This is a genomic window from Pseudomonas sp. YY-1, assembly GCF_002843095.1.
Lineage (GTDB): Bacteria > Pseudomonadota > Gammaproteobacteria > Pseudomonadales > Pseudomonadaceae > Aquipseudomonas > Aquipseudomonas sediminis_A.
Genome location: NZ_PJLX01000017.1, coordinates 24,746 through 44,523, shown reverse-complemented (window position 1 = coordinate 44,523; position 19,778 = coordinate 24,746). Strand labels below are relative to the sequence as shown.

The 19,778-nt window shown below is 61.7% G+C and carries 17 protein-coding genes; 4 read left to right on the top strand and 13 right to left on the bottom strand.

What is annotated here, in order from left to right; all coding sequences use genetic code 11:
* The first annotated feature begins 457 nt into the window (after window positions 1–457).
* Complete coding sequence (locus CXP40_RS20490) at window positions 458–1,798, top strand: NCS2 family permease (RefSeq protein WP_099525441.1); 1,341 nt, start codon at window positions 458–460, stop codon at window positions 1,796–1,798.
* A 339-nt stretch (window positions 1,799–2,137) separates the two neighbouring features.
* Window positions 2,138–3,964 (top strand): long-chain-acyl-CoA synthetase, encoded by a 1,827-nt coding sequence (locus CXP40_RS20485; RefSeq protein ID WP_106735231.1) that lies wholly within the window; start codon window positions 2,138–2,140, stop codon window positions 3,962–3,964.
* 1 nt (window position 3,965) lies between these two features.
* Here CXP40_RS20485 and CXP40_RS20480 read toward each other — a convergent pair whose 3' ends face one another.
* From CXP40_RS20480 to CXP40_RS20445, 8 genes are all read right to left on the bottom strand, one after another.
* Complete coding sequence (locus CXP40_RS20480; protein ID WP_106735230.1) at window positions 3,966–4,460, bottom strand: hypothetical protein; 495 nt, start codon at window positions 4,458–4,460, stop codon at window positions 3,966–3,968.
* A gap of 90 nt (window positions 4,461–4,550) precedes the next feature.
* Window positions 4,551–5,213: a hypothetical protein gene (locus CXP40_RS20475; protein ID WP_106735229.1), complete on the bottom strand. Its 663-nt coding sequence runs from the start codon at window positions 5,211–5,213 to the stop codon at window positions 4,551–4,553.
* Window positions 5,210–5,782, bottom strand: coding sequence for an RNA polymerase sigma factor (locus CXP40_RS20470; RefSeq protein ID WP_106735228.1), 573 nt, complete (start codon window positions 5,780–5,782; stop codon window positions 5,210–5,212). The genes CXP40_RS20475 and CXP40_RS20470 overlap by 4 nt, the downstream gene beginning before the upstream one ends.
* Complete coding sequence (locus tag CXP40_RS20465; protein WP_106735227.1) at window positions 5,779–7,479, bottom strand: VWA domain-containing protein; 1,701 nt, start codon at window positions 7,477–7,479, stop codon at window positions 5,779–5,781. The genes CXP40_RS20470 and CXP40_RS20465 overlap by 4 nt, the downstream gene beginning before the upstream one ends.
* Before the next feature lie 85 nt (window positions 7,480–7,564).
* The gene (locus CXP40_RS20460) at window positions 7,565–9,010 is read right to left on the bottom strand and encodes a PLP-dependent aminotransferase family protein (RefSeq protein ID WP_106735226.1); all 1,446 of its coding nucleotides are present in this window, start codon (window positions 9,008–9,010) and stop codon (window positions 7,565–7,567) included.
* Between the two features lie 186 nt (window positions 9,011–9,196).
* Window positions 9,197–10,009 carry an OmpA family protein gene (locus CXP40_RS20455; protein WP_106735225.1) on the bottom strand — a complete coding sequence of 271 codons (813 nt, stop codon included), beginning with the start codon at window positions 10,007–10,009 and terminating at the stop codon, window positions 9,197–9,199.
* Window positions 10,009–10,359 carry a DUF4398 domain-containing protein gene (locus CXP40_RS20450; RefSeq protein ID WP_106735224.1) on the bottom strand — a complete coding sequence of 117 codons (351 nt, stop codon included), beginning with the start codon at window positions 10,357–10,359 and terminating at the stop codon, window positions 10,009–10,011. Before CXP40_RS20450 ends, CXP40_RS20455 begins: the two co-directional genes overlap by 1 nt.
* Window positions 10,360–10,368: 9 nt before the next feature.
* A complete protein-coding gene (locus CXP40_RS20445) occupies window positions 10,369–11,202 on the bottom strand; it encodes an ABC transporter substrate-binding protein (RefSeq protein WP_099525433.1) in 834 nt (277 codons plus the stop codon).
* Window positions 11,203–11,315: 113 nt separating this feature from the next.
* Between CXP40_RS20445 and CXP40_RS20440 the strand changes: the two genes are divergently transcribed.
* The gene (locus CXP40_RS20440) at window positions 11,316–12,242 is read left to right on the top strand and encodes an alpha/beta fold hydrolase (protein ID WP_106735223.1); all 927 of its coding nucleotides are present in this window, start codon (window positions 11,316–11,318) and stop codon (window positions 12,240–12,242) included.
* A gap of 84 nt (window positions 12,243–12,326) precedes the next feature.
* Here CXP40_RS20440 and CXP40_RS20435 read toward each other — a convergent pair whose 3' ends face one another.
* Together CXP40_RS20435 and CXP40_RS20430 are read right to left on the bottom strand one after the other, a co-directional pair.
* Entirely contained in the window at window positions 12,327–13,256 is a 930-nt protein-coding gene (locus tag CXP40_RS20435) for an electron transfer flavoprotein subunit alpha/FixB family protein (protein WP_099525431.1), read from the bottom strand.
* Window positions 13,257–14,006, bottom strand: a complete 750-nt coding sequence (locus CXP40_RS20430; protein ID WP_012018936.1) for an electron transfer flavoprotein subunit beta/FixA family protein — start codon at window positions 14,004–14,006, stop codon at window positions 13,257–13,259.
* Between the two features lie 323 nt (window positions 14,007–14,329).
* On the opposite strand from CXP40_RS20430, the gene CXP40_RS20425 reads away from it, so the two are divergent.
* Window positions 14,330–15,994, top strand: a complete 1,665-nt coding sequence (locus CXP40_RS20425; RefSeq protein WP_106735222.1) for an electron transfer flavoprotein-ubiquinone oxidoreductase — start codon at window positions 14,330–14,332, stop codon at window positions 15,992–15,994.
* Between the two features lie 125 nt (window positions 15,995–16,119).
* Here the strand turns inward: CXP40_RS20425 and CXP40_RS20420 are convergent, their stop codons facing one another.
* The 3 genes from CXP40_RS20420 to purF all read right to left on the bottom strand — a co-directional run bounded on the left by CXP40_RS20420 (window position 16,120) and on the right by purF (window position 19,732).
* Window positions 16,120–16,896 (bottom strand): SDR family oxidoreductase, encoded by a 777-nt coding sequence (locus CXP40_RS20420; RefSeq protein WP_106735221.1) that lies wholly within the window; start codon window positions 16,894–16,896, stop codon window positions 16,120–16,122.
* Between the two features lie 2 nt (window positions 16,897–16,898).
* A complete protein-coding gene (locus CXP40_RS20415) occupies window positions 16,899–18,110 on the bottom strand; it encodes an O-succinylhomoserine sulfhydrylase (RefSeq protein ID WP_106735220.1) in 1,212 nt (403 codons plus the stop codon).
* A gap of 113 nt (window positions 18,111–18,223) precedes the next feature.
* Window positions 18,224–19,732 (bottom strand): amidophosphoribosyltransferase, encoded by a 1,509-nt coding sequence (purF, locus tag CXP40_RS20410; RefSeq protein ID WP_099525427.1) that lies wholly within the window; start codon window positions 19,730–19,732, stop codon window positions 18,224–18,226.
* Between the last annotated feature and the right edge of the window lie 46 nt (window positions 19,733–19,778).

Below are 19,778 nucleotides of genomic sequence, written 5' to 3'. Positions count from 1 at the left end.
CGTTGTACGACGTCGTAGCTGAGCATCGTCCGAACCTCAGCCATGGCTCAACCCAGAACAACAAATTCTTTCCTTATATACAGCTGCCCTCTCAGTTCATTAGTGGCTAAGGACCCGCTCAGGTCGACGCACCGACGCTTGATCGGTTACAGCCACCGATCACCCAATAAACATATCTTATTGTTTTATATGAATTTTATTTAATTATCCGAAAGGATTGTCGCCAAATCCGTTCGTTTCTCGATCCGCGCGATCGACTGGTGCGATTAATGCAACACTAAAAACATTAATTGCATTTTTTGTATACAACAGCATAATCGCGCCTGAGTGACTTCTTGACCGCTCGGTCAACAACTTAGCCAGGAAGCACCGTCGAAAACACCGCCTGCCTCAGAGAGCATTGTTCATGCGCAACGCTCTGGGCGGTACACAACAAGAGAGATGAGGAGTACCCGCTGTGGAAAGCGTCAAACAAGAACAACACGCGAATCAACTGGCAAGCGGTGGTCTGCTCGACCGCTTCTTCAAACTGACCGAGCACCGCACCACCATCAAGACCGAGCTGCTGGCCGGCCTGACGACCTTCGTCACCATGGCCTACATCATCTTCGTCAACCCCAACATCATGGCTACCGCCGGCATCGATCATGGCGCGGCCTTCGTCGCCACCTGCATCGGTGCGGCGCTGGGCTGCTTCCTCATGGGCCTGTACGCCAACTGGCCGGTCGGCCTGGCGCCGGGTATGGGCCTGAATGCCTTCTTCACCTACACCGTCGTCGGCGAGATGGGTTACAGCTGGGAGATCGCACTGGGCGCCGTATTCATCTCCGGCGTGCTGTTCATGATCATGAGCCTGTCGAAGATCCGCGAGTGGCTGCTCAACAGCATTCCGATGAGTCTGCGCTTCGCCATGGGTGCCGGGGTCGGCCTGTTCCTCGGCCTGATCGGTCTGAAGACTGCCGGGATCGTCGTCGACAGCCCAGCCACCCTGCTGACCATGGGCTCGTTCGGCAACCCGTCGGCGCTGCTCGCCGCCGTATGCTTCCTGCTGATCGCCGTGCTCAGCCACCGCAATGTGTTCGGCGCCATTCTCTTCAGCATGCTCGGCGTCACCGCCATCGGCTGGGCCATGGGCCTGGTGGAGTACGGCGGCCTGGTGTCGATGCCGCCGAGCCTGGCGCCGACCTTCCTGGCCATGGACATTGCCGGCGCGTTCAACGTGGCGATGATCAGTGTGATCCTGGCCTTCCTTTTCGTGAACATGTTCGATACCGCCGGCACCCTGATGGGTGTGGCACACCGCGCCAACCTGGTGGACGAGGACGGCAAAATCCAGAACCTGTCCAAGGCGCTGAAAGCCGACTCCACCTCCAGCGTCGTCGGTGCCGTGGTTGGTTGCCCGCCGGTGACCAGCTATGTGGAAAGCGCTGCAGGCGTTGCCGCCGGTGGCCGCACCGGCCTGACGGCCATCACCGTCGGTTTCCTGTTCCTCGCCGCGATGTTCTTCGCCCCACTGGCCGGCATGATTCCCGCCTACGCCACCGCTGGCGCGCTGATCTACGTAGCGATGCTGATGATGAGCGGCATGGCGCACATCGACTGGAAGGACCATACCGACACCATCCCGGCCATCGTCACCGTGGTGATGATGCCGTTGACCTTCTCCATCGCCAACGGCATCGCCCTGGGCTTTCTGACCTATGCCACGCTGAAGCTGCTGACCGGTCAGAGCGACAAGGTATCGCTGAGCCTGTACGCCCTGTGCATCATCTTCATCGCCAAGTTCGCCTTCCTCTGACGGCCAACACCAGGCGCTGAACGAAACCCCGGCCTTGGTGCCGGGGTTTTCGTTTGTCTCGGTAACGGCAGGCACGCGAGCCATAAGCACAGCGCCAGCCCATACCCGGATTTGATCCGGGCTACGCAACCAAGATCGCCCGGTAGGGTGCGCCGTGCGCACCGCCTGCACTCAGCCCTGCTGAAGCATCTCGAATTCGGTGCGCACGGCGCCCCTACGAACGGCAAGACTATTTGCCGATCTGCCCGCCGCTCGGCGCACCAGAGCCATGGCTGGTGCGCGCCTGGCTGACTAGAGTCAGACCTCGCCTCCAATTCATAACAGCCAAGTGCGAGCCCCATGAGCCAAGCCGATCTGATTTCGCCCTTCCGCTTCCTGGCCCACCTGCCGCAACACCTGCCGCGTGTGCCACGCATGCTGCGTGGCCTTTACTACGCCGGCATCCGCAACCGCGAGAAGAATCTGTCACTGGCCTGGGCGCTGCAGCGCGCCGCCGAGCGCCACCCCGAGCGCCCGGCGCTGATGGATGAACACCGCCAGCTCAGCTATCGCACGTTCAATGCCTGGGCCAACCGCCTGGCCTGGACGTTCAAGGCCGAAGGTGTCGGCCATGGCGACGTGGTCGCGGTGATGCTGGAGAACCGCCTGGAACTGCTGGCGATCCTCGCCGCCCTGAGCAAGCTCGGTGCGGTCGGCGCCCTGATCAACACCACCCAGCGCGGCAAGGTGCTGGCGCATAGCTTCAACCTGGTAAAGCCCGGCTTCCTGGTCATCGGTGACGAACTGTGCGGCGCCTTCGACGAAATCGCCGCAAAACTGCAGAACCAGCAAACCAAACGCCACTGGATCGCCGACCAGGATTGCCTGCGTGATCCCGGCCAGGCGCCAGATGGCTGGCTCAATCTCATGCAGATCGCCAGCGGCCAGGCCGAGGACAATCCGCCGGATAGCCAGCATGTGCGCATGAAGGACGCCTGCTTTATGATCTACACCTCCGGCACCACCGGCCTGCCCAAGGCTTCGATCATGAGCCACGGCAAGTGGATCAAGGCCTATGGCGGCTTCGGTCATTCCGGCCTGACCCTGAACGAACGCGACGTGCTCTACCTCACCCTGCCCTGCTACCACAATAACGCCGTCACCGTATGCTGGAGCGCGGCCCTGGCCGGCGGCGCGGCCATCGCCCTGCGCCGCAGGTTCTCCGCCAGTGCCTTCTGGAGCGACGTGGTTCGCTACCATGCCACCTGCTTCGGCTACATCGGCGAACTGTGCCGCTATCTGCTGAACCAGCCCGTGCATCCGGCAGGACAAGGCAACAGCCTGCGCTGCATGATCGGCAATGGCCTGCGCCCCTCGATCTGGGCCGAGTTCAAGCAGCGCTTCGGCATCGAGCAGATCACCGAGTTCTATGCCTCCAGCGAAGGCAACATCGGCTTCACCAACGTTTTCAACTTCGACAATACCGTCGGCTACACACCGGCCACCTACGCCATCGTTCGCTACGACCTGGAGAATGACTGCCCAATACGCGCCGGCAACGGCTTCCTGCAGAAAGCCGACAAGGGCGAGGCCGGTCTACTGATCAGCGAGATCAGCGCCAAGTGGCCGTTCGACGGCTACACCGATCCAGCCAAGAGCGAGGCGGCAATTCTGTGTGACGTGTTCAAGAAGGGTGACGCCTGGTTCAACACCGGCGACCTGATGCGCGACATCGGCTGCAAGCATGCGCAGTTCGTCGACCGCCTTGGCGACACCTTCCGCTGGAAAGGCGAGAACGTTTCAACCACCGAGGTGGAAAACGTGCTGGGCTCCCTCCCCGGCGTGGAGGATGCGGTGGTCTACGGCGTGGAGATTCCCGGCACCAATGGCCGTTGCGGTATGGCCGCGCTACGCCTCGTGCCAGGTTACATGCTGGATGGCGCAGCGCTAGCAGCTCATATCGACGCGGAGCTGCCGGCCTACGCCGCGCCGCTGTTCGTGCGCCTGCTCGGCGAGGTCGAGACCACCGGCACATTCAAGTACAAGAAGACCGATCTGAAGCAGGCCGGCTATGACCCAAACCAGGTCGATGACCCGCTCTACGTACGCCTGCCCGGCGCAGACAGCTTCCAGCCGCTGAGTCATGAAACCCATGCGGCCATCAAGCAGCAGCGTTATCGCTTTTGAGCTACTGCTTGAACTCGAACTGCACCTCGGCGCCTTCGATGGAATCCCAGTAGTCGTCCACTCGCTCGTTGCTGATCAGCCGACCGCTGATCTGGAACGGGCTCTGGACTTCGGGTTTCTCGCCAAACAGTGGCGGTAGCACCGGCGCGAGATCCTCGCGGGTTTCGCTTTCCAGTGCCTGCTCGAACAGCTCCTGCGGCACGCTCAGGTCCAGCGCCAGCTTCGATTCGGGCTCGGCAGGCTTAGGCTGTGGTACCGCAGCAGGCTTGGGCTTGGCAGCAACAGGCGGTTTGGCGGGAGGCACGGGTTTGTTTTCGACCACCTTGGCAGGCGGCGCAGGTTCGACAGGCTCGGGCTTGGCAACCTCGACAACGGGCGCAGGTGCTGCAACCACTGCCGGCTTTGGCTCAGGCTGCTGCGCAACGGGCTCCGGCTCGCGCTCACACGCGCTCAGCCAACCCAGGCACAGGAATAAAAGAATAGACTTACGCATCATGGGACAAGGGTAACTCGATCAGTAACGCGCCCATGCTCCTCCGCCTGGGCGCGCCTGACAAGTCGCCTTACACGACTTTTACCCGGAAGCTCATTCGGCTGACGGCTCGCTAGCCAGATGCTCGAGCTCGGCCTCAATATCCAGTTGCGGATAATCGGCCTTGAGCTGCTCCAGCAAACGCTGCGCCTCCTCTTGCTTATTGGCCTTGCGCAGCTCCAGCAGACGCAGCAACGCCTCGCGTGGTTCGCTCTGGATCACCAATTCTGCCATCGGAGCAATTGCCGCCGTGCTGGCCATCGGTGCCTCCGCTATATCGGCAGAAGGCGCCTGGCTACTCATGCGCTCCTGAGGGACAGCCATACGCGCCTTCGACTCGTTCTCGGCAGCACGCTTGGCCGCCATCGGTGCCGGGGCTGGTGCAGCGGGGCTCATGGCCACGCTGGGCGGCACGGCATCAAAGGCATCTGGCGTCTGCTCCAGGGTCCGCCAAGTCAGGCTGACGCCAATCCCGACACAGGCCAACCCGGCCAGGGCCACCGACCAGCGCTGGCGGCCACTGCCAAACAACCATTGATGCAGGCGCTGCGCCCAGCCAGATTCAGGCTTGTCGGCCTGACGCGCTTCACGGGCAGCCGCACTGGCCGCCGCCAGAATGCGCGCATCCAGCTCGGCCGAAGGTTCGCCGCTGCCATGGGCACGAAAATGCGCCAGCAACGCCTGTTCGTGGTCCAGAGGTTCTCGTTCATGGTTCATACGGACAACTCCTCGGTGGCCAACAGCCGGCGCAGTTTCTGCAAGGCATAGCGCAGACGGCTCTTGACCGTCTCGGCCGGCGTGCCGGTCAACTCGGCAATTTCGTTCAGATCCAGGTCGCCATGGGCGCGCAGCAGGAACACTTCGCGCTGGTCTTCCGGCAGGTCGGCCAGTGCCGCCTGCAGCCGCTCACTGTCGCGACTGAGGCTCCACTGCTGCTCAGGGCTTGGCTGCGGATCGGCCTGGGCATGCTGGCCTTCATCGTATTCGTCATGCCCGGCCTGATGTCGGCCCGTCTTGCGCCAGTGATCGATCAAGCGGTTGCGGGCGATCTGATACAACCAGGTCTTGAACAGCACCGACTCGCGCTGCTCACTCTGGCTACGCACCAGGCTCATCCAGGTTTCCTGAAAAACCTCCTCGGCCAGTGCGTGATCGCCACACAGACCGAGCAGAAAGCGGAACAGGCCCAGCCGATGGCGCTGGTACAGTTCGTTGAAGGCCGCGGCATCGCCGCGGCGATAACGCCGCAGCAAAGCGGCGTCGTCATCCATGAGGGGTGCGTTCACTGCTGAACTCGTGCTGGGGTGGAACCGGAAGTGTGCAGGCTCTGGGCAATTTCGGCCAGTTGGATGAACTCGCCACGTAGACCGAAGCGGTCCTCACCTTTCGCCGAGCGCGCCAGCGCGATGCTCTGCGCCAGATCGAAGTCGCTCGTGTAGTGCCCGTCCTTGAGCTGCTGGGCGAAGGCGGCTACCGCTGCGGCGAAGCGCAGGTCCTCGCTGGCAGCCGCAACCGACTTGGCCTCGCCGCGTGCGATAGGCCGCTCCAATAGCCGGCTGGATGCTTCCCCGGGCGCCTTGTAGCGAATCCGTAGCCAGGCCAGTTCGCCGCTCTTGCTCGCGGGCTGGGCACTGGCCTGATAACGCAGCGGCTCCAGCCAGCCTTTGCTGCCCGCCGGGACGATCTCGTACAGCGCGGTGACGGTATGCCCAGCGCCGATATCACCGGCATCGACCTTGTCGTTGCTGAAATCCTCGCGCTTGAGCGCCCGGTTCTCGTAACCCAGCAAGCGATACTCGCTAACCTCGCTCGGGTTGAATTCCAGTTGCAGCTTCACGTCACTGGCCACGGTGGTGAGGGTGGAAGCGAGCTGATCGACCAGCACCTTGCGCGCCTCGCGCAAATTATCGATGTAGGCGTAATTACCGTTACCAGCATCGGCCAGCTGTTCCATCAGACGCTCGTTGTAGTTGTCCACGCCAAAACCCAGGGTGGTCAGCGAGACGCCGCTCTTGCGCTTATCGGCAGCCAGTTGCTTGAGGCTGTCGAAATCGCTGATGCCGACGTTGAAGTCACCATCGGTGGCCAGCAGGATGCGATTGATGCCGCCATCGATCATATGTTTGCTCGCCTGTTGGTAAGCCAACTGAATGCCCGACTCCCCTGCCGTCGAACCGCCAGCGTTGAGTTGATCGATCGCCGCCCGAATCTTCGCCTTATCGCTGCCGGGCGCGGAGTCCAGCACCACCTTGCTGTCACCGGCATAGGTGACCAGCGAGACGCGATCCTGCGGGCGCAACTGATCGACCAGCAATTTCAGCGTGCCCTGCACCATCGGCAGCCCTTCGCGGCGATGCATCGAGCCTGACACGTCGACCAGGAACACCAGATTGGCTGGCGGCAGCTCGTCCACACTGCGGTCCGATGCCTTGATGGCAATGCGCAGCAGGCGCGTCTGTGGGTTCCACGGCGTCACCGCCAGCTCGGTGCTGACGCCGAAAGGCACATCGCCCTGTGGTAGTGGATAGGTGTAGGGGAAGTAGTTGACCAGTTCTTCCAATCGCACGGCGTCCTTCGGTGGCAATTGTCCGCCATTGAGGAAGCGCCGCACGTTGGCGTAACTACCGGTATCGACGTCGATGCTGAAGGTGGACACTGGGGTCTCGGCAACCGCAAACACTGGATTATCGGCATAGGCCTGGTACTGCTCGCGCGACTCGTCACGGTAGCCCGGCGGCACGACATCGGCGATGGGCGACGGCGCGTAAGCCAGGGTCGACATGCGTTTCTGGCTGGCGGCAGCAGGCATCTCGGCTGCTACAGGCGCAGCCAGACGTTCACGAACGAGTGTCGCCGCCGGCTCCGAGTTGGTCTGGGCTTCCGGCTCCGGGCCAGAGGCGCTGCAGGCGGCAAGCAGCAGCAAGGTCCCCGCGGAAAAACCGACGGCGAATGGACGAACGAGCAACGAGGAATAAACGGACATGGTGCACCTCCTGAGCAATGGCACGAGACCTTCGCTCAGGTAGACGCAGCCCTTCGATGAATCGGGTTAAAACGAGACGGACTTTTTAATCCTCCCAGGAGCCGCCCGCTTCCTGGCACAGCTGCGTGGCCAGCATGCCCAAGGTCATCAACGCCCTCTCCGCCTCGCGATTCCATGGAATGCCGCAGTTAAGGCGTACGCAATGGTTGAACTGCTCGGTGTTGCTGAAGATCAGTCCCGGTGCGATGGAGATGCCCTGCTGCAGCGCGCGCACATGCAGATCCTTGGTGTTGACCCGCGCCGGCAGGCTGACCCAGAGAATGAAGCCGCCCTTGGGCCGGGTCATCTGCGTACCAACCGGGAAATACTGCTGCACCGCCAGTTGGAAGGCGCTGAGGTTCTTGCGGCACTCCTGACGGATATGCCGCAAATGACGGTCGTAACCGCCGTTCTCCAGGTAGGCCGCCACCGCCATCTGGGTAACGCTGCACGCCGAATGGGTGGAGAAGGTCTGCAGCCGCTGGATCTCGTCCTGATACTTGCCGGCGACGATCCAGCCGATGCGCACCCCGGGCGACAGCGTCTTGGAGAAGCTCGAGCAATAGATCACCCGGCTGTCGCGATCATGGGATTTCAACGCCTTGGTCGGCCCCTGTTCGAACATCAGCTCGCCGTAGATATCGTCCTCGACGATCTGGAAATCGTAATCACCTGCCAGGCGCAACAACTGACGCTGACGCTCCTCGGGGATGGTGCCACCCAGTGGATTGGATAGGCGTGCAGTGAGCACCAGCGCCTTGATCGGCCACTGGTTGGCCGCCAGCTGCAGCGCTTCGAGGCTGATGCCGGTGGTCGGGTCGCAAGGGATCTCGATTACCTTGAGCCCCAGCAGATCTGCCAGTTGCAGCAAGCCGTAGTAGGTCGGCGACTCCACCGCGATCAGATCGCCCGGCTTGGTCAGCACGCGCAGGCTCATCTGCAGCGCATCGACGCAGCCATGGGTGATCACCACCTCGGACGGGTCGACCACCACGCCGGCATCGCGCATGCGGATCGCCACCTGGCGACGCAGCGGCTCGAAGCCGGGGCTGAACATGTAGCTGAAGGCACGCGGACTGTGAAAGCGCGTGACCTTCGCCAGTTGCTGGTGCAGCGCACGCACCGGCAGGTAGTCGACATGCGGCACCGCGGCGCCCAGCGGGAATACGCCCTCGCGACGAGACTCGGTAAGCACCTGGTTGATGATGCTGGCGCGAGTCACCAGGCCCGGCCGCTCAACCTTGGCGATATCCGGAGTCGGCGCGGTCAGTGCCGGTGTCTGATGTACGTAGAAGCCCGACTGCGGCCGCGCTCGGATCAGGCCCTGATCCTCGAGATTGGCGTACGCCTGCAACACCGTGGCGTGGCTGACATTGAGCTGGGCGCTCATCTTGCGCACCGAGGGCACGCGCTCCCCCGGCTGATAGACGCCACGACGAATATCCTCGGCCAACTGCTGAGCGATGCGTTGGTAGAGCAACAGATTAGTCATGGCGATATCCTTCAGATCACTGGAGCATAACAGTAACCTATTGCTACACAATTGTACCGGAACAGATGAAAACACTTTTCATAAGCAGCTCTGTGCCGACTGTCTGTATGCGCAAAAACCGCATCTCTAGCCGATTCAAGGCATAAAAAACCCCGGACGATGCCGGGGCTTTTTGGCTGCTGACCCTCAGCGCTCGGCGCCGAGTTGGCCTCGCTCGTCGGAGAAGACAATCTCCACTCGCCGATTCTGTGCCCGACCACGGGCAGAGGCATTTTCCGCAAGAGGGAAGTCGACCCCGTAACCAGCCACCTGGATCCGCTTGGCATCCACGCCCAGGTCGACCAGCAGATCGGCCACGGCCTGCGCCCGCGCGCGGGACAGCTCGAGATTCTCGGCAGCGTCGCCGGTGTTATCGGTATAGCCCTCGATACGCACGCGGCGCTGCGGGTTGATCTGCAGGAATTGCACGAGCTTGAGCACCGTGCGGTTGGCCGCCGGCTGCAGATCGGCGCGGCCGGCGTCGAACAGCATGTCACCGAGGGTCATCACCAGGCCCCGCTCGGTCTCGCTGGTGGCGAGGCTGACCATTTGCTCTTCCAACCAACCATTGTGCTGCTGCACGCTCATCAGCTTGGCCTCACGCAACGTCAGTTGCAGGCGCTGGCGCTCCAGTTCGAGCTTGGCCGCCCGCTCCTGGTTGAGGCTGATCTCACTGTGCTGGCGGGCGATCGCGGCATAGCGCTGACTGAGGTAAGCGTAATGACGCACATCGTCACCACTGCCCCAGTAGCTGGACAGGCGCTCGGCACGGCCCAGCGATTCGCCGGCGCGAATCACGTCCTTGGGTGCAGCGCGCAGCACGCTGGGATCTTCCTTGACCGACTGGAAGCTCAGACGCGCCTCTTCCAGCGCCTGCTCACTCGCCATCTGGTTGGTCGCGCAACCACCGAGCAAAGTAACGACCAGCGCCAGACTGCCCAGATAACCATACGCCCTCATCACATGGCCCCCAGTTGCTGACGCAGACGGCCGATGCGCTGATTGAGTTCATTCAGCTGTTCCCGCCCTTTGCCGTTGAGGTGCTCAGCCTCGGCCAGGCGCGCATCAAGCTCAGCCTGTTCGGCAAGCTGGCGCGCCTGCTTGTTCTCATCGTCCTGCATGGCGGCCTGGGCCTGCGCGAACTTGTCCTCAGCCTGGCGCAGCGACTCCGATTGCTCGCTGACCACACCCAGGGACTTGGTCTGCGCCAACGCTTGTTCGGTCAGGCGTAATTGCTCGACGGGCGCCGGATCGCTCGCACAGGCCGTCAGGCCCAGCGCCAGCAGCAAGGGAAGGGTTCGATTGATCACGAGATTTTCCTACTGAGTGACGTCGCCAACCGGGTCGGGCTGCATCTGCTGCGCCTTCCAAAGCTCTAGATTGCTTTGCAGGAACTGCTCAGGCAGGCCGGCGGCGACCATTTCTGTCATTTTCCGCGCCAGCTGGCCACGCAGCCAGGGCTCGTTGCACGCCGAATTGTGCGACAAGGTAAGGTAGAGGCCTTCGCTGGAAATCGGCGGATCCAGTACCTCCAGATCATCGTCCATCCCCAGCGTCTCGGCGAGCGCAAGGCCGGGGTAGCGCTCGTAAAGCACGTAGTCGGTGCGACCGAGCAACAGCTTCTGGAAAGCCTGCGTCAGGCTGGAGACACCCTCCAGCTTCAGGTTCTGCTTGGCGAAGGCGTCGAACTGCTGGCCGAAGCTATTGCCCACCAAGGTGTCGCCGGTATGCCCTTGCAGGTCGATCCAACTGCCGTAGGGAAAGGCCTCTCCCTTGCGCACCCAGACCACACTCGGCGTGAAGAAGAATGCCGGGTGCACGTAATCCATGTTCTCCAGACGCGGTAGCGTCAGAAACGCCCCTGCCAGCAGGTCGACACGGCCGGTACGCACTTCGTCCTGCGCGCGCGACCAAGGCCCGGTGTAGATCACATCGACAACCACGCCCAGTTCCTTGGCCAGATGCTTGAGCAGGTCGGCATTGGCGCCGATCAGCTGCTGCGGATTCTGCGGGTCACGCCAGAGATAAGGGGGATACTCCGGATTGCCGGTCGCCACCAGGCGCTCGCACTTACCGGCAGCCAGAGCAGCGGCTGGCATCAGAGCCAGGGCGCACCACAGCAACAGCGACTTAAACAGACAACGCTCTGGCATTGGCTACTCTCGGTTTATGCGTTGATCGGTGGGATGGTCTTGGCACCCCGGCATCCTCGGTGTTCATGCTAGCTTAATGGCGCCGCCATAATAATTCGCGATAAGGACGCGCCATGAAAAAACTGCTGTTCGTATTGCTGCTTCTGCTATCAGGCAGCGCCGCCACGCTGTATTTCGTTCCAGCGACTCAACTGGCCAGCCTGCGCCTCATAGAACAGTACCGCGCCGGGCTCAGTCACGAGCAACTATCTGTCCACAATCTTAACATCCATTATTACCGGGGAGGACCGGCAAGCGGCGAAACCCTGGTACTACTCCACGGGTTCGCTGCAGACAAGGATAACTGGCTGCGTTTTTCCCGCCACCTGACTCAGAACTATCGCGTCATCGCACTGGACCTGCCCGGCTTCGGCGACAGCGATCTGCCGCCAGGCAGCTACGATGTCGGCACCCAGGCCGAGCGCCTGGCGGATATCCTCGATGAACTGGGCGTCCAACAGGCGCACGTGCTGGGCAACTCGATGGGCGGACAGATTGCCGCCCTCTTCGCCGCGCGCTACCCGGAACGCGTCCGCTCGCTGGCACTGTTCGCCAACGCCGGAATCGACAGCCCACACAAGAGCGAACTGTATCAACTGCTGACCAGTGGCTTGCCCAACCCGCTGGTGGTCAAACAGCCGCAGGATTTCGACAAGCTGCTGCATTTCGTCTTCGTCGAACCGCCCTACCTGCCGGAATCGCTCAAACGCTATCTGGGCGAACGCGCCATGGCCAAGGCCAAGCATTACGACCAAGTATTCAAGCAACTCTTGGAGCGCCCAGTGCCGCTGGCACCCGAGCTGTCCAAGATTCAGGCGCCGACCCTGCTACTTTGGGGCAGGCAGGACCGCGTGCTGGATGTCTCCAGCATCGAGGTGATGCAACCGCTGCTGAACAAACCCAATGTGGTGATCATGGACAACGTCGGCCACGCGCCCATGCTCGAACGCCCTGAAGAAAGCGCCCTACTCTACCGAGGCTTTCTCGAAGGCCTGAAGTGATGGCCAGGCGCTGATCGCGAGCAAGGCGCAGGCAATAAAAAACCCGCTCTGGTGAGCGGGTTTTTTTGTTGCGGGAAAGGCGGTTTAGACCGACTTCTCCAGCTCAGGTACAGCTTCGAACAGGTCGGCAACCAGACCGTAATCGGCGACCTGGAAGATCGGCGCCTCTTCGTCCTTGTTGATCGCGACGATCACCTTGGAGTCCTTCATACCGGCCAGGTGCTGGATCGCGCCGGAGATACCGACGGCGATGTACAACTGCGGCGCAACGATCTTGCCGGTCTGACCGACCTGCATATCGTTCGGGACGAAACCGGCGTCGACCGCAGCGCGGGAAGCGCCGACTGCAGCGCCCAGCTTGTCAGCCAGGGAGTACAGGTGCTTGAAGTTGTCGCCGTTGCCCATACCACGGCCGCCGGATACGACGATCTTGGCAGCGGTCAGTTCCGGACGGTCGGACTTGGCCAGCTCTTCGCCAACGAAGGCGGACTTGCCGGCATCAGCCGGACCGGAAACGGCTTCAACAGCAGCGGAGCCACCTTCGGCAGCAGCGGCATCGAAACCGGTGCTACGTACGGTGATCACCTTGATGGCAGCCGAGGACTGCACGGTCGCGATGGCGTTACCGGCATAGATCGGGCGCTTGAAGGTGTCGGCGCTTTCAACGGCGATGATCTCGGAGATCTGATCGACGTCCAGTGCAGCAGCGACGCGCGGCAGGATGTTCTTGCCGTTGCTGGTGGCGGCAGCCAGGATGTGGCTGTAGCTCTTGCCCAGCTCGGCTACCAGCGGAGCAACGTTCTCCGGCAGCTGGTTGGCATAGGCAGCGTTGTCGGCAACCAGGACTTTGGCCACGCCAGCGATCTTGGCAGCGGCTTCGGCAGCAGCGCCAGCGTTGGCACCGGCTACCAGCACGTGGATGTCGCCACCGATCTTCTGCGCAGCGGCAACGGTGTTCAGGGTAGCGGCAGCCAGAGCGGCATTGGTGTGTTCAGCGATAACCAGGATAGTCATTTAGATTACCTTCGCCTCGTTCTTCAGTTTCTCGACCAGTTCAGCCACGGACTTGACCTTGATGCCTGCGCTGCGAGCAGCTGGCGCTTCGACTTTCAGGGTCTTGACGGTGGAGGCGGTGGAAACGCCCAGGGCGTCCGGGGTAACGGTTTCCAGCGGCTTCTTCTTGGCCTTCATGATGTTCGGCAGCGACGCGTAGCGCGGCTCGTTCAGACGCAGGTCGGTGGTGACGATCGCCGGCAGGTTCAGAGCAACGGTCTGCAGACCGCCATCGATCTCACGGGTGACGTTGACCTTGTCGCCAGCAACTTCGACCTTGGAGGCGAAGGTGCCTTGGCCGAAGCCAGTCAGGGCGCCCAGCATCTGGCCGGTCTGGTTGTTGTCGCTGTCGATGGCCTGCTTGCCCATGATCACCAGCTGCGGCTGCTCCTTGTCGACCACTGCCTTGAGCAGCTTGGCCACGGCCAGGGAGTTCAGCTCGTCATTGGATTCGACCAGGATAGCGCGGTCGGCACCCAGAGCCAGCGCGGTGCGCAGCTGTTCCTGAGCGGTAGCCGGGCCGATGGAGACGACGACGATTTCGCTCGCCACGCCTTTCTCCTTCAGGCGTACGGCTTCTTCCACGGCGATTTCGCAGAAGGGGTTCATGGACATCTTGACGTTGGCGAGGTCGACGCCGCTGTTGTCCGCCTTGACGCGAACCTTGACGTTGTAGTCAACCACTCGTTTGACAGCTACAAGAACCTTCATGGATTCCTCGTTACTCTCCGGTGAATAAGAATCTCGCCAAGGCGAGCCTGGTCAGCGATATAAATTGGCAGGAGCCAACCTTTCAGCCCAGACGGCGAGCGCAAAACCGCCCGTATCTTGACCCCGCGGCCTGGCCTGGTCAATACAGTGAACTGGCCGGTCATCCGCGATGTAGTACGATTCTAACAGGCCTACAGAAAATTCAAACAAACGTTTGTATTGGCCCGCAGAGAGGGTGTAGATATAATGCCCACGCCGCGGTTAGGGGGTGAGCCGTGCCCTCCAATATAAAACATCGAAGAGCCTTGAGTAGGAGATAGCCTGTGGAACGCGAATTTATGGAGTTCGACGTCGTCATCGTCGGCGCCGGCCCGTCCGGACTGTCCGCCGCCTGCCGACTGAAGCAGAAAGCCGCTGAAGCGGGTCAGGAGATCAGCGTCTGCGTGGTCGAGAAAGGCTCCGAAGTTGGCGCTCATATCCTCTCCGGTGCAGTGTTCGAGCCGCGCGCCCTCAATGAACTCTTCCCCGACTGGAAAGAGCTCGGCGCCCCGCTGAACACCCCGGTCAAGCGCGATGACATCTATCTGCTGCGCGACGCCGACAAGGCTACCCGAATTCCAGACTTCTTTGTGCCGAAAACCATGCACAACGAAGGCAATTACATTATTTCCCTGGGCAACCTGTGCCGCTGGCTGGCTCAGCAGGCCGAAAATCTGGGTGTGGAGATCTACCCGGGCTTCGCCGCTCAGGAAGCGCTGATCGACGAGAATGGCGTGGTACGCGGCATCGTCACCGGTGACTTGGGTGTCGACCGTGAAGGCAACCCCAAGGAGGGCTACTACACCCCCGGCATGGAACTACGTGCCAAGTACACCCTGTTCGCCGAAGGCTGCCGTGGCCACATCGGCAAGCAACTGATCAAGAAATACAAGCTCGACAGCGAAGCCGACGCCCAGCACTACGGCATCGGCATCAAGGAAATCTGGGACATCGACCCGGCCAAGCATGAACAAGGCCTGGTGGTGCACACCGCCGGTTGGCCGATGGACATCATGGGCACCGAAAATACCGGTGGTTCCTTCCTCTACCACCTGGAGAACAACCAGGTCGTGGTCGGTCTGATCATCGATCTGTCCTACGCCAACCCGCACCTGTCGCCGTTCGACGAATTCCAGCGCTACAAGCACCACCCGGTGATTGCCCAGTACCTGGAAGGCGGCAAACGTGTCGCCTATGGCGCACGCGCCATCGCCAAGGGCGGCCTGAATTCGCTGCCGAAGATGGTCTTCCCGGGTGGCGCCCTGATCGGCTGCGACCTCGGCACGCTGAACTTCGCCAAGATCAAGGGCAGCCACACCGCGATGAAATCCGGCATGCTCGCAGCCGACGCCATCACCGAAGCTCTGGCCGCTGGCCGTGAGGGCGGTGACGAGCTGAACAACTACGTCGATGGTTTCAAAGCCAGCTGGCTGTACGACGAGCTGTTCCGCAGCCGTAACTTCGGCGCAGCCATCCACAAGTACGGCGCCATCGTTGGCGGCGGCATCAACTGGCTGGATCAGAACATCTTCGGCGGCAAGATCCCCTTCACCCTGCACGACAACAAGCCGGATTACGCCTGCCTGAAGCCGGCCGCAGAGAGCACGAAGATCGCCTACCCGAAACCGGACGGCAAACTGAGCTTCGACAAACTGAGCTCGGTGTTCCTCTCCAACACCAACCACGAAGAAGAGCAGCCCTGCCACCTGAAGCTCACTGACCCGAGCATTCCGCTGGCGAAGAACCTGCCGCTGTACGACGAACCGGCGCAGCGCTACTGCCCGGCCGGTGTGTACGAGGTGGTGACGCAGGAAGACGGCGAGAAGAAGTTCCAGATCAACGCGCAGAACTGCGTGCACTGCAAGACCTGCGACATCAAGGACCCGGCCCAGAACATCACCTGGGTTGCGCCGGAAGGTACCGGTGGCCCGAATTACCCCAACATGTAATTCGACCATACATGCAAAAGGCTCCTTCGGGAGCCTTTTTCGCTTCTATCGAGTCCGTAGGGACTAGCGCAGCTCGCGAAGCGCCTGCAACACTGCATTTCGCGAGCAGAGCTCGCTCCTACCAATCAGTCTTGGTAGATCATCTTGCGGCTCATGCCGCCATCGATGACGAACTCCTGCCCGGTGACGAAACCGGCCGCATCGGACAGCAGCCAGGCGACCTGCGCCGCGACATCTTCTACTGTGCCGACACGGCCAACCGGATGCTGCGCATGGTCGAATACTGACAGTGGTTCCAGGCGTTGCTGCGACGGGTCACGAGCGTCGATCCAGCCAGGGCTAACGCAGTTGACGCGCACCTCCGGCCCCAGGCTGATCGACAGCGCATGAGTGAGCGCAACCAACCCCCCCTTGCTCGCAGCATAGGCCTCACAATCGGCTTCGGACTGGCTGGCACGGGTCGAGGCGATATTGACAATGGCGCCGCGATGACCACGCAGATACGGCGCGCAGTGCTTGGCCAGCAGCATGGCACCGGTCAGGTTGACCGCCAGCGTACGATTCCAACGCTTGAGATCGAGCGACTCCAACGGCGGGGTGTGCGGATCGGAGATAGCTGCATTGCACACCAGCGCATCGAGGCGGCCGAACTGGCCGAGTATCTCGGCAACACCGACACTGACCTGATCTTCCTTGGCTACGTCCATGGCGACGAACCAGGCGTTGTCACCCAGCACACGCGCTACCCTGGAGCCCCGCTCACGGTCCACGTCGGCCAGCACCACCTGCCAGCCCTCGGTGATCAGCCAGGCGCTGATGCCTAAGCCAATACCGCGCGCGGCTCCGGTGACCAACGCGACACGCCCATTGTTGGGCGTGTCATTCGTGCCCCACTCCAACATGCTCAGAGTGCGGCCAGGCCGCGCGCCAGATCTGCTTTAAGGTCTTCCAGCTCTTCCAGGCCCACTGCAACGCGAATCAGGCTGTCGCGGATGCCTGCATTGGCGCGCTCCTGCGGCGTCAACCGACCGTGCGAAGTGGTTGCCGGGTGGGCGATGGTGGTCTTGGTGTCGCCAAGGTTGGTGGTGATCGAAATGACGCGAGTGCCATCGATCACCTTCCATGCGGCGTCACGGCCACCCTTGACCTCGAAACTGACCACCGCGCCAAAGGCGCTCTGCTGCTTCTTCGCCAGCTCGTGCTGCGGATGGCTGGGCAGGCCAGCGTAGTACACACGCTCGACCTGCGGCTGCTGTTCCAGCCATAGAGCCAGTTGCAGAGCACTCTCGCTCTGCGCGCGCATACGGATACGCAGCGTCTCCAGGCCCTTGACAAACATCCAGGCATTGAACGGGCTGAGGGTCGGCCCGGCGGTACGCAGGAAACCCACCACTTCCTTCATCTGCTCACTGCGACCGGCAACCACACCGCCCAGACCACGGCCCTGGCCGTCGATGTACTTGGTCGCCGAATGCATGACGATATCTGCGCCAAGTTTCAGCGGCTGCTGCAGGGCCGGCGTGCAGAAACAGTTGTCCACTGCCAGCAGCGCGCCGCGAGCATGGGCGATCTCGGCCAGTGCGGCGATATCCACCAGTTCGGCCAGCGGGTTGGAAGGCGATTCGACGAACAGCAGCTTGGTATTGGGCCTGAAAGCGCCCTGCCAGGCATCAAGATCCGCCAGCGGCACGTAATCCACCTCGATGCCAAAGCGCTTGAGGTACTTCTCGAACAGGCTGATGGTCGAACCGAATACGCTGCGCGACACCAACACATGGTCACCGCCACTGCACAGGCTCATGACGATGGCGAGGATCGCCGACATGCCGGAGGCAGTGGCCACCGCCTGCTCGGCGCCTTCCAGTGCGGCAATGCGCTCTTCGAAGGTACGTACGGTAGGGTTGGTATAGCGCGAATAGACGTTGCCCGGCACTTCGCCAGCAAAACGCGCGGCGGCATCGGCAGCGGTACGAAACACGTAACTGGAGGTCAGATACAACGCTTCGCCATGCTCGCCCTCAGGCGAACGGTGCTGACCTGCACGCACGGCCAAGGTGTCGAAGCCCACGCCATCCAGGTCACTGTCCAGCCTGCCGGCTTCCCATTCCAGAGTCATATCGCTACCTCACAAAAAGTAGCCCGGATGCAATCCGGGAAATTCAGAGTGACATTCCCCCGGATTGCATCCGGGCTACGGACCGGGCAGGACCGCTGCCCTGCCCTCTCGCATCAGTTGTTATACAGATCGATGATCGCGCTGACTGCCTGCGACTTGACCTTGCTGGCATCGTTGCGCGCCTGCTCGATCTTATCCAGGTAGGCCTCATCGACATCGCCAGTGACGTACTTGCCGTCAAATACCGCGCAGTCGAAGTTGTCGATCTTGATCTTCTTGCTGCCACTGACCGCTTCGATCAGATCCGGCAGATCCTGATAGATCAGCCAGTCGGCACCGATCAGCTCGCAGACTTCCTCGGTGGTACGACCATGGGCAATCAGCTCATGGGCGCTGGGCATGTCGATACCGTAGACGTTCGGGTAGCGCACTGCCGGGGCCGCAGAGCAGAAGTAGACATTCTTCGCTCCGGCCTCGCGGGCCATCTGAATGATCTGCTTGCAGGTCGTGCCACGCACGATGGAGTCGTCCACCAGCATCACGTTCTTGCCGCGGAACTCCAGCTCGATGGCGTTGAGTTTCTGCCGCACGGATTTCTTGCGTGCCGCCTGGCCCGGCATGATGAAGGTACGGCCGATGTAGCGGTTCTTGACGAAACCTTCGCGGAATTTCACGCCCAGGTGATTAGCCAGCTCCAGCGCCGCTGTACGGCTGGTGTCGGGAATCGGGATGACCACGTCGATGTCATGCTCTGGACGCTCGCGCAGGATCTTGTCGGCCAGCTTCTCGCCCATGCGCAGACGCGCCTTGTACACCGAGATACCGTCCATGATCGAGTCCGGGCGCGCCAGATAAACGTGCTCGAAGATGCAGGGCGCGTACTGCGGGTTTGCCGCGCACTGACGGGTGAACAGCTTACCCTCTTCAGTGATGTAGACCGCCTCGCCCGGCGCCAGGTCGCGGATCAGGGTGAAGCCCAGCACGTCCAGCGACACGCTCTCGGAGGCGATCATGTACTCGACGCCTTCGTCGGTATGACGCTGGCCAAATACGATCGGGCGAATGCCGTTGGGGTCACGGAAGCCGACGATGCCATAGCCGGTGATCATCGCCACCACAGCGTAACCGCCCAGGCAGCGTTCGTGCACGTGGGTAACGGCAGCGAACACGTCTTCCTCGGTGGGCTGCAGCTTGCCGCGCTGGGCCAGTTCATGGGCGAATACGTTGAGCAGCACTTCCGAGTCGGAATTGGTGTTCACGTGGCGCAGATCGGACTCGTAGATTTCCTTGGCCAACTGCTCGACGTTGGTCAGGTTACCGTTATGCGCCAGGGTGATGCCGTACGGCGAGTTGACGTAGAACGGCTGAGCTTCGGCCGAGCTGGAGCTGCCAGCGGTCGGGTAGCGCACATGGCCGATACCCATATGGCCGACCAGGCGCTGCATGTGGCGCTGCTGGAACACGTCACGCACCAGGCCATTGTCCTTGCGCAGGAACAGGCGGCCATCATGGCTGGTGACAATACCGGCAGCATCCTGGCCGCGGTGCTGGAGGACGGTGAGCCCGTCATACAGCGCCTGATTGACGTTCGATTTACCGACGATACCGACGATGCCACACATGTGCCACGACCCCTGCTAGATAGTTCAGGCTAATTCAGCGACCGAT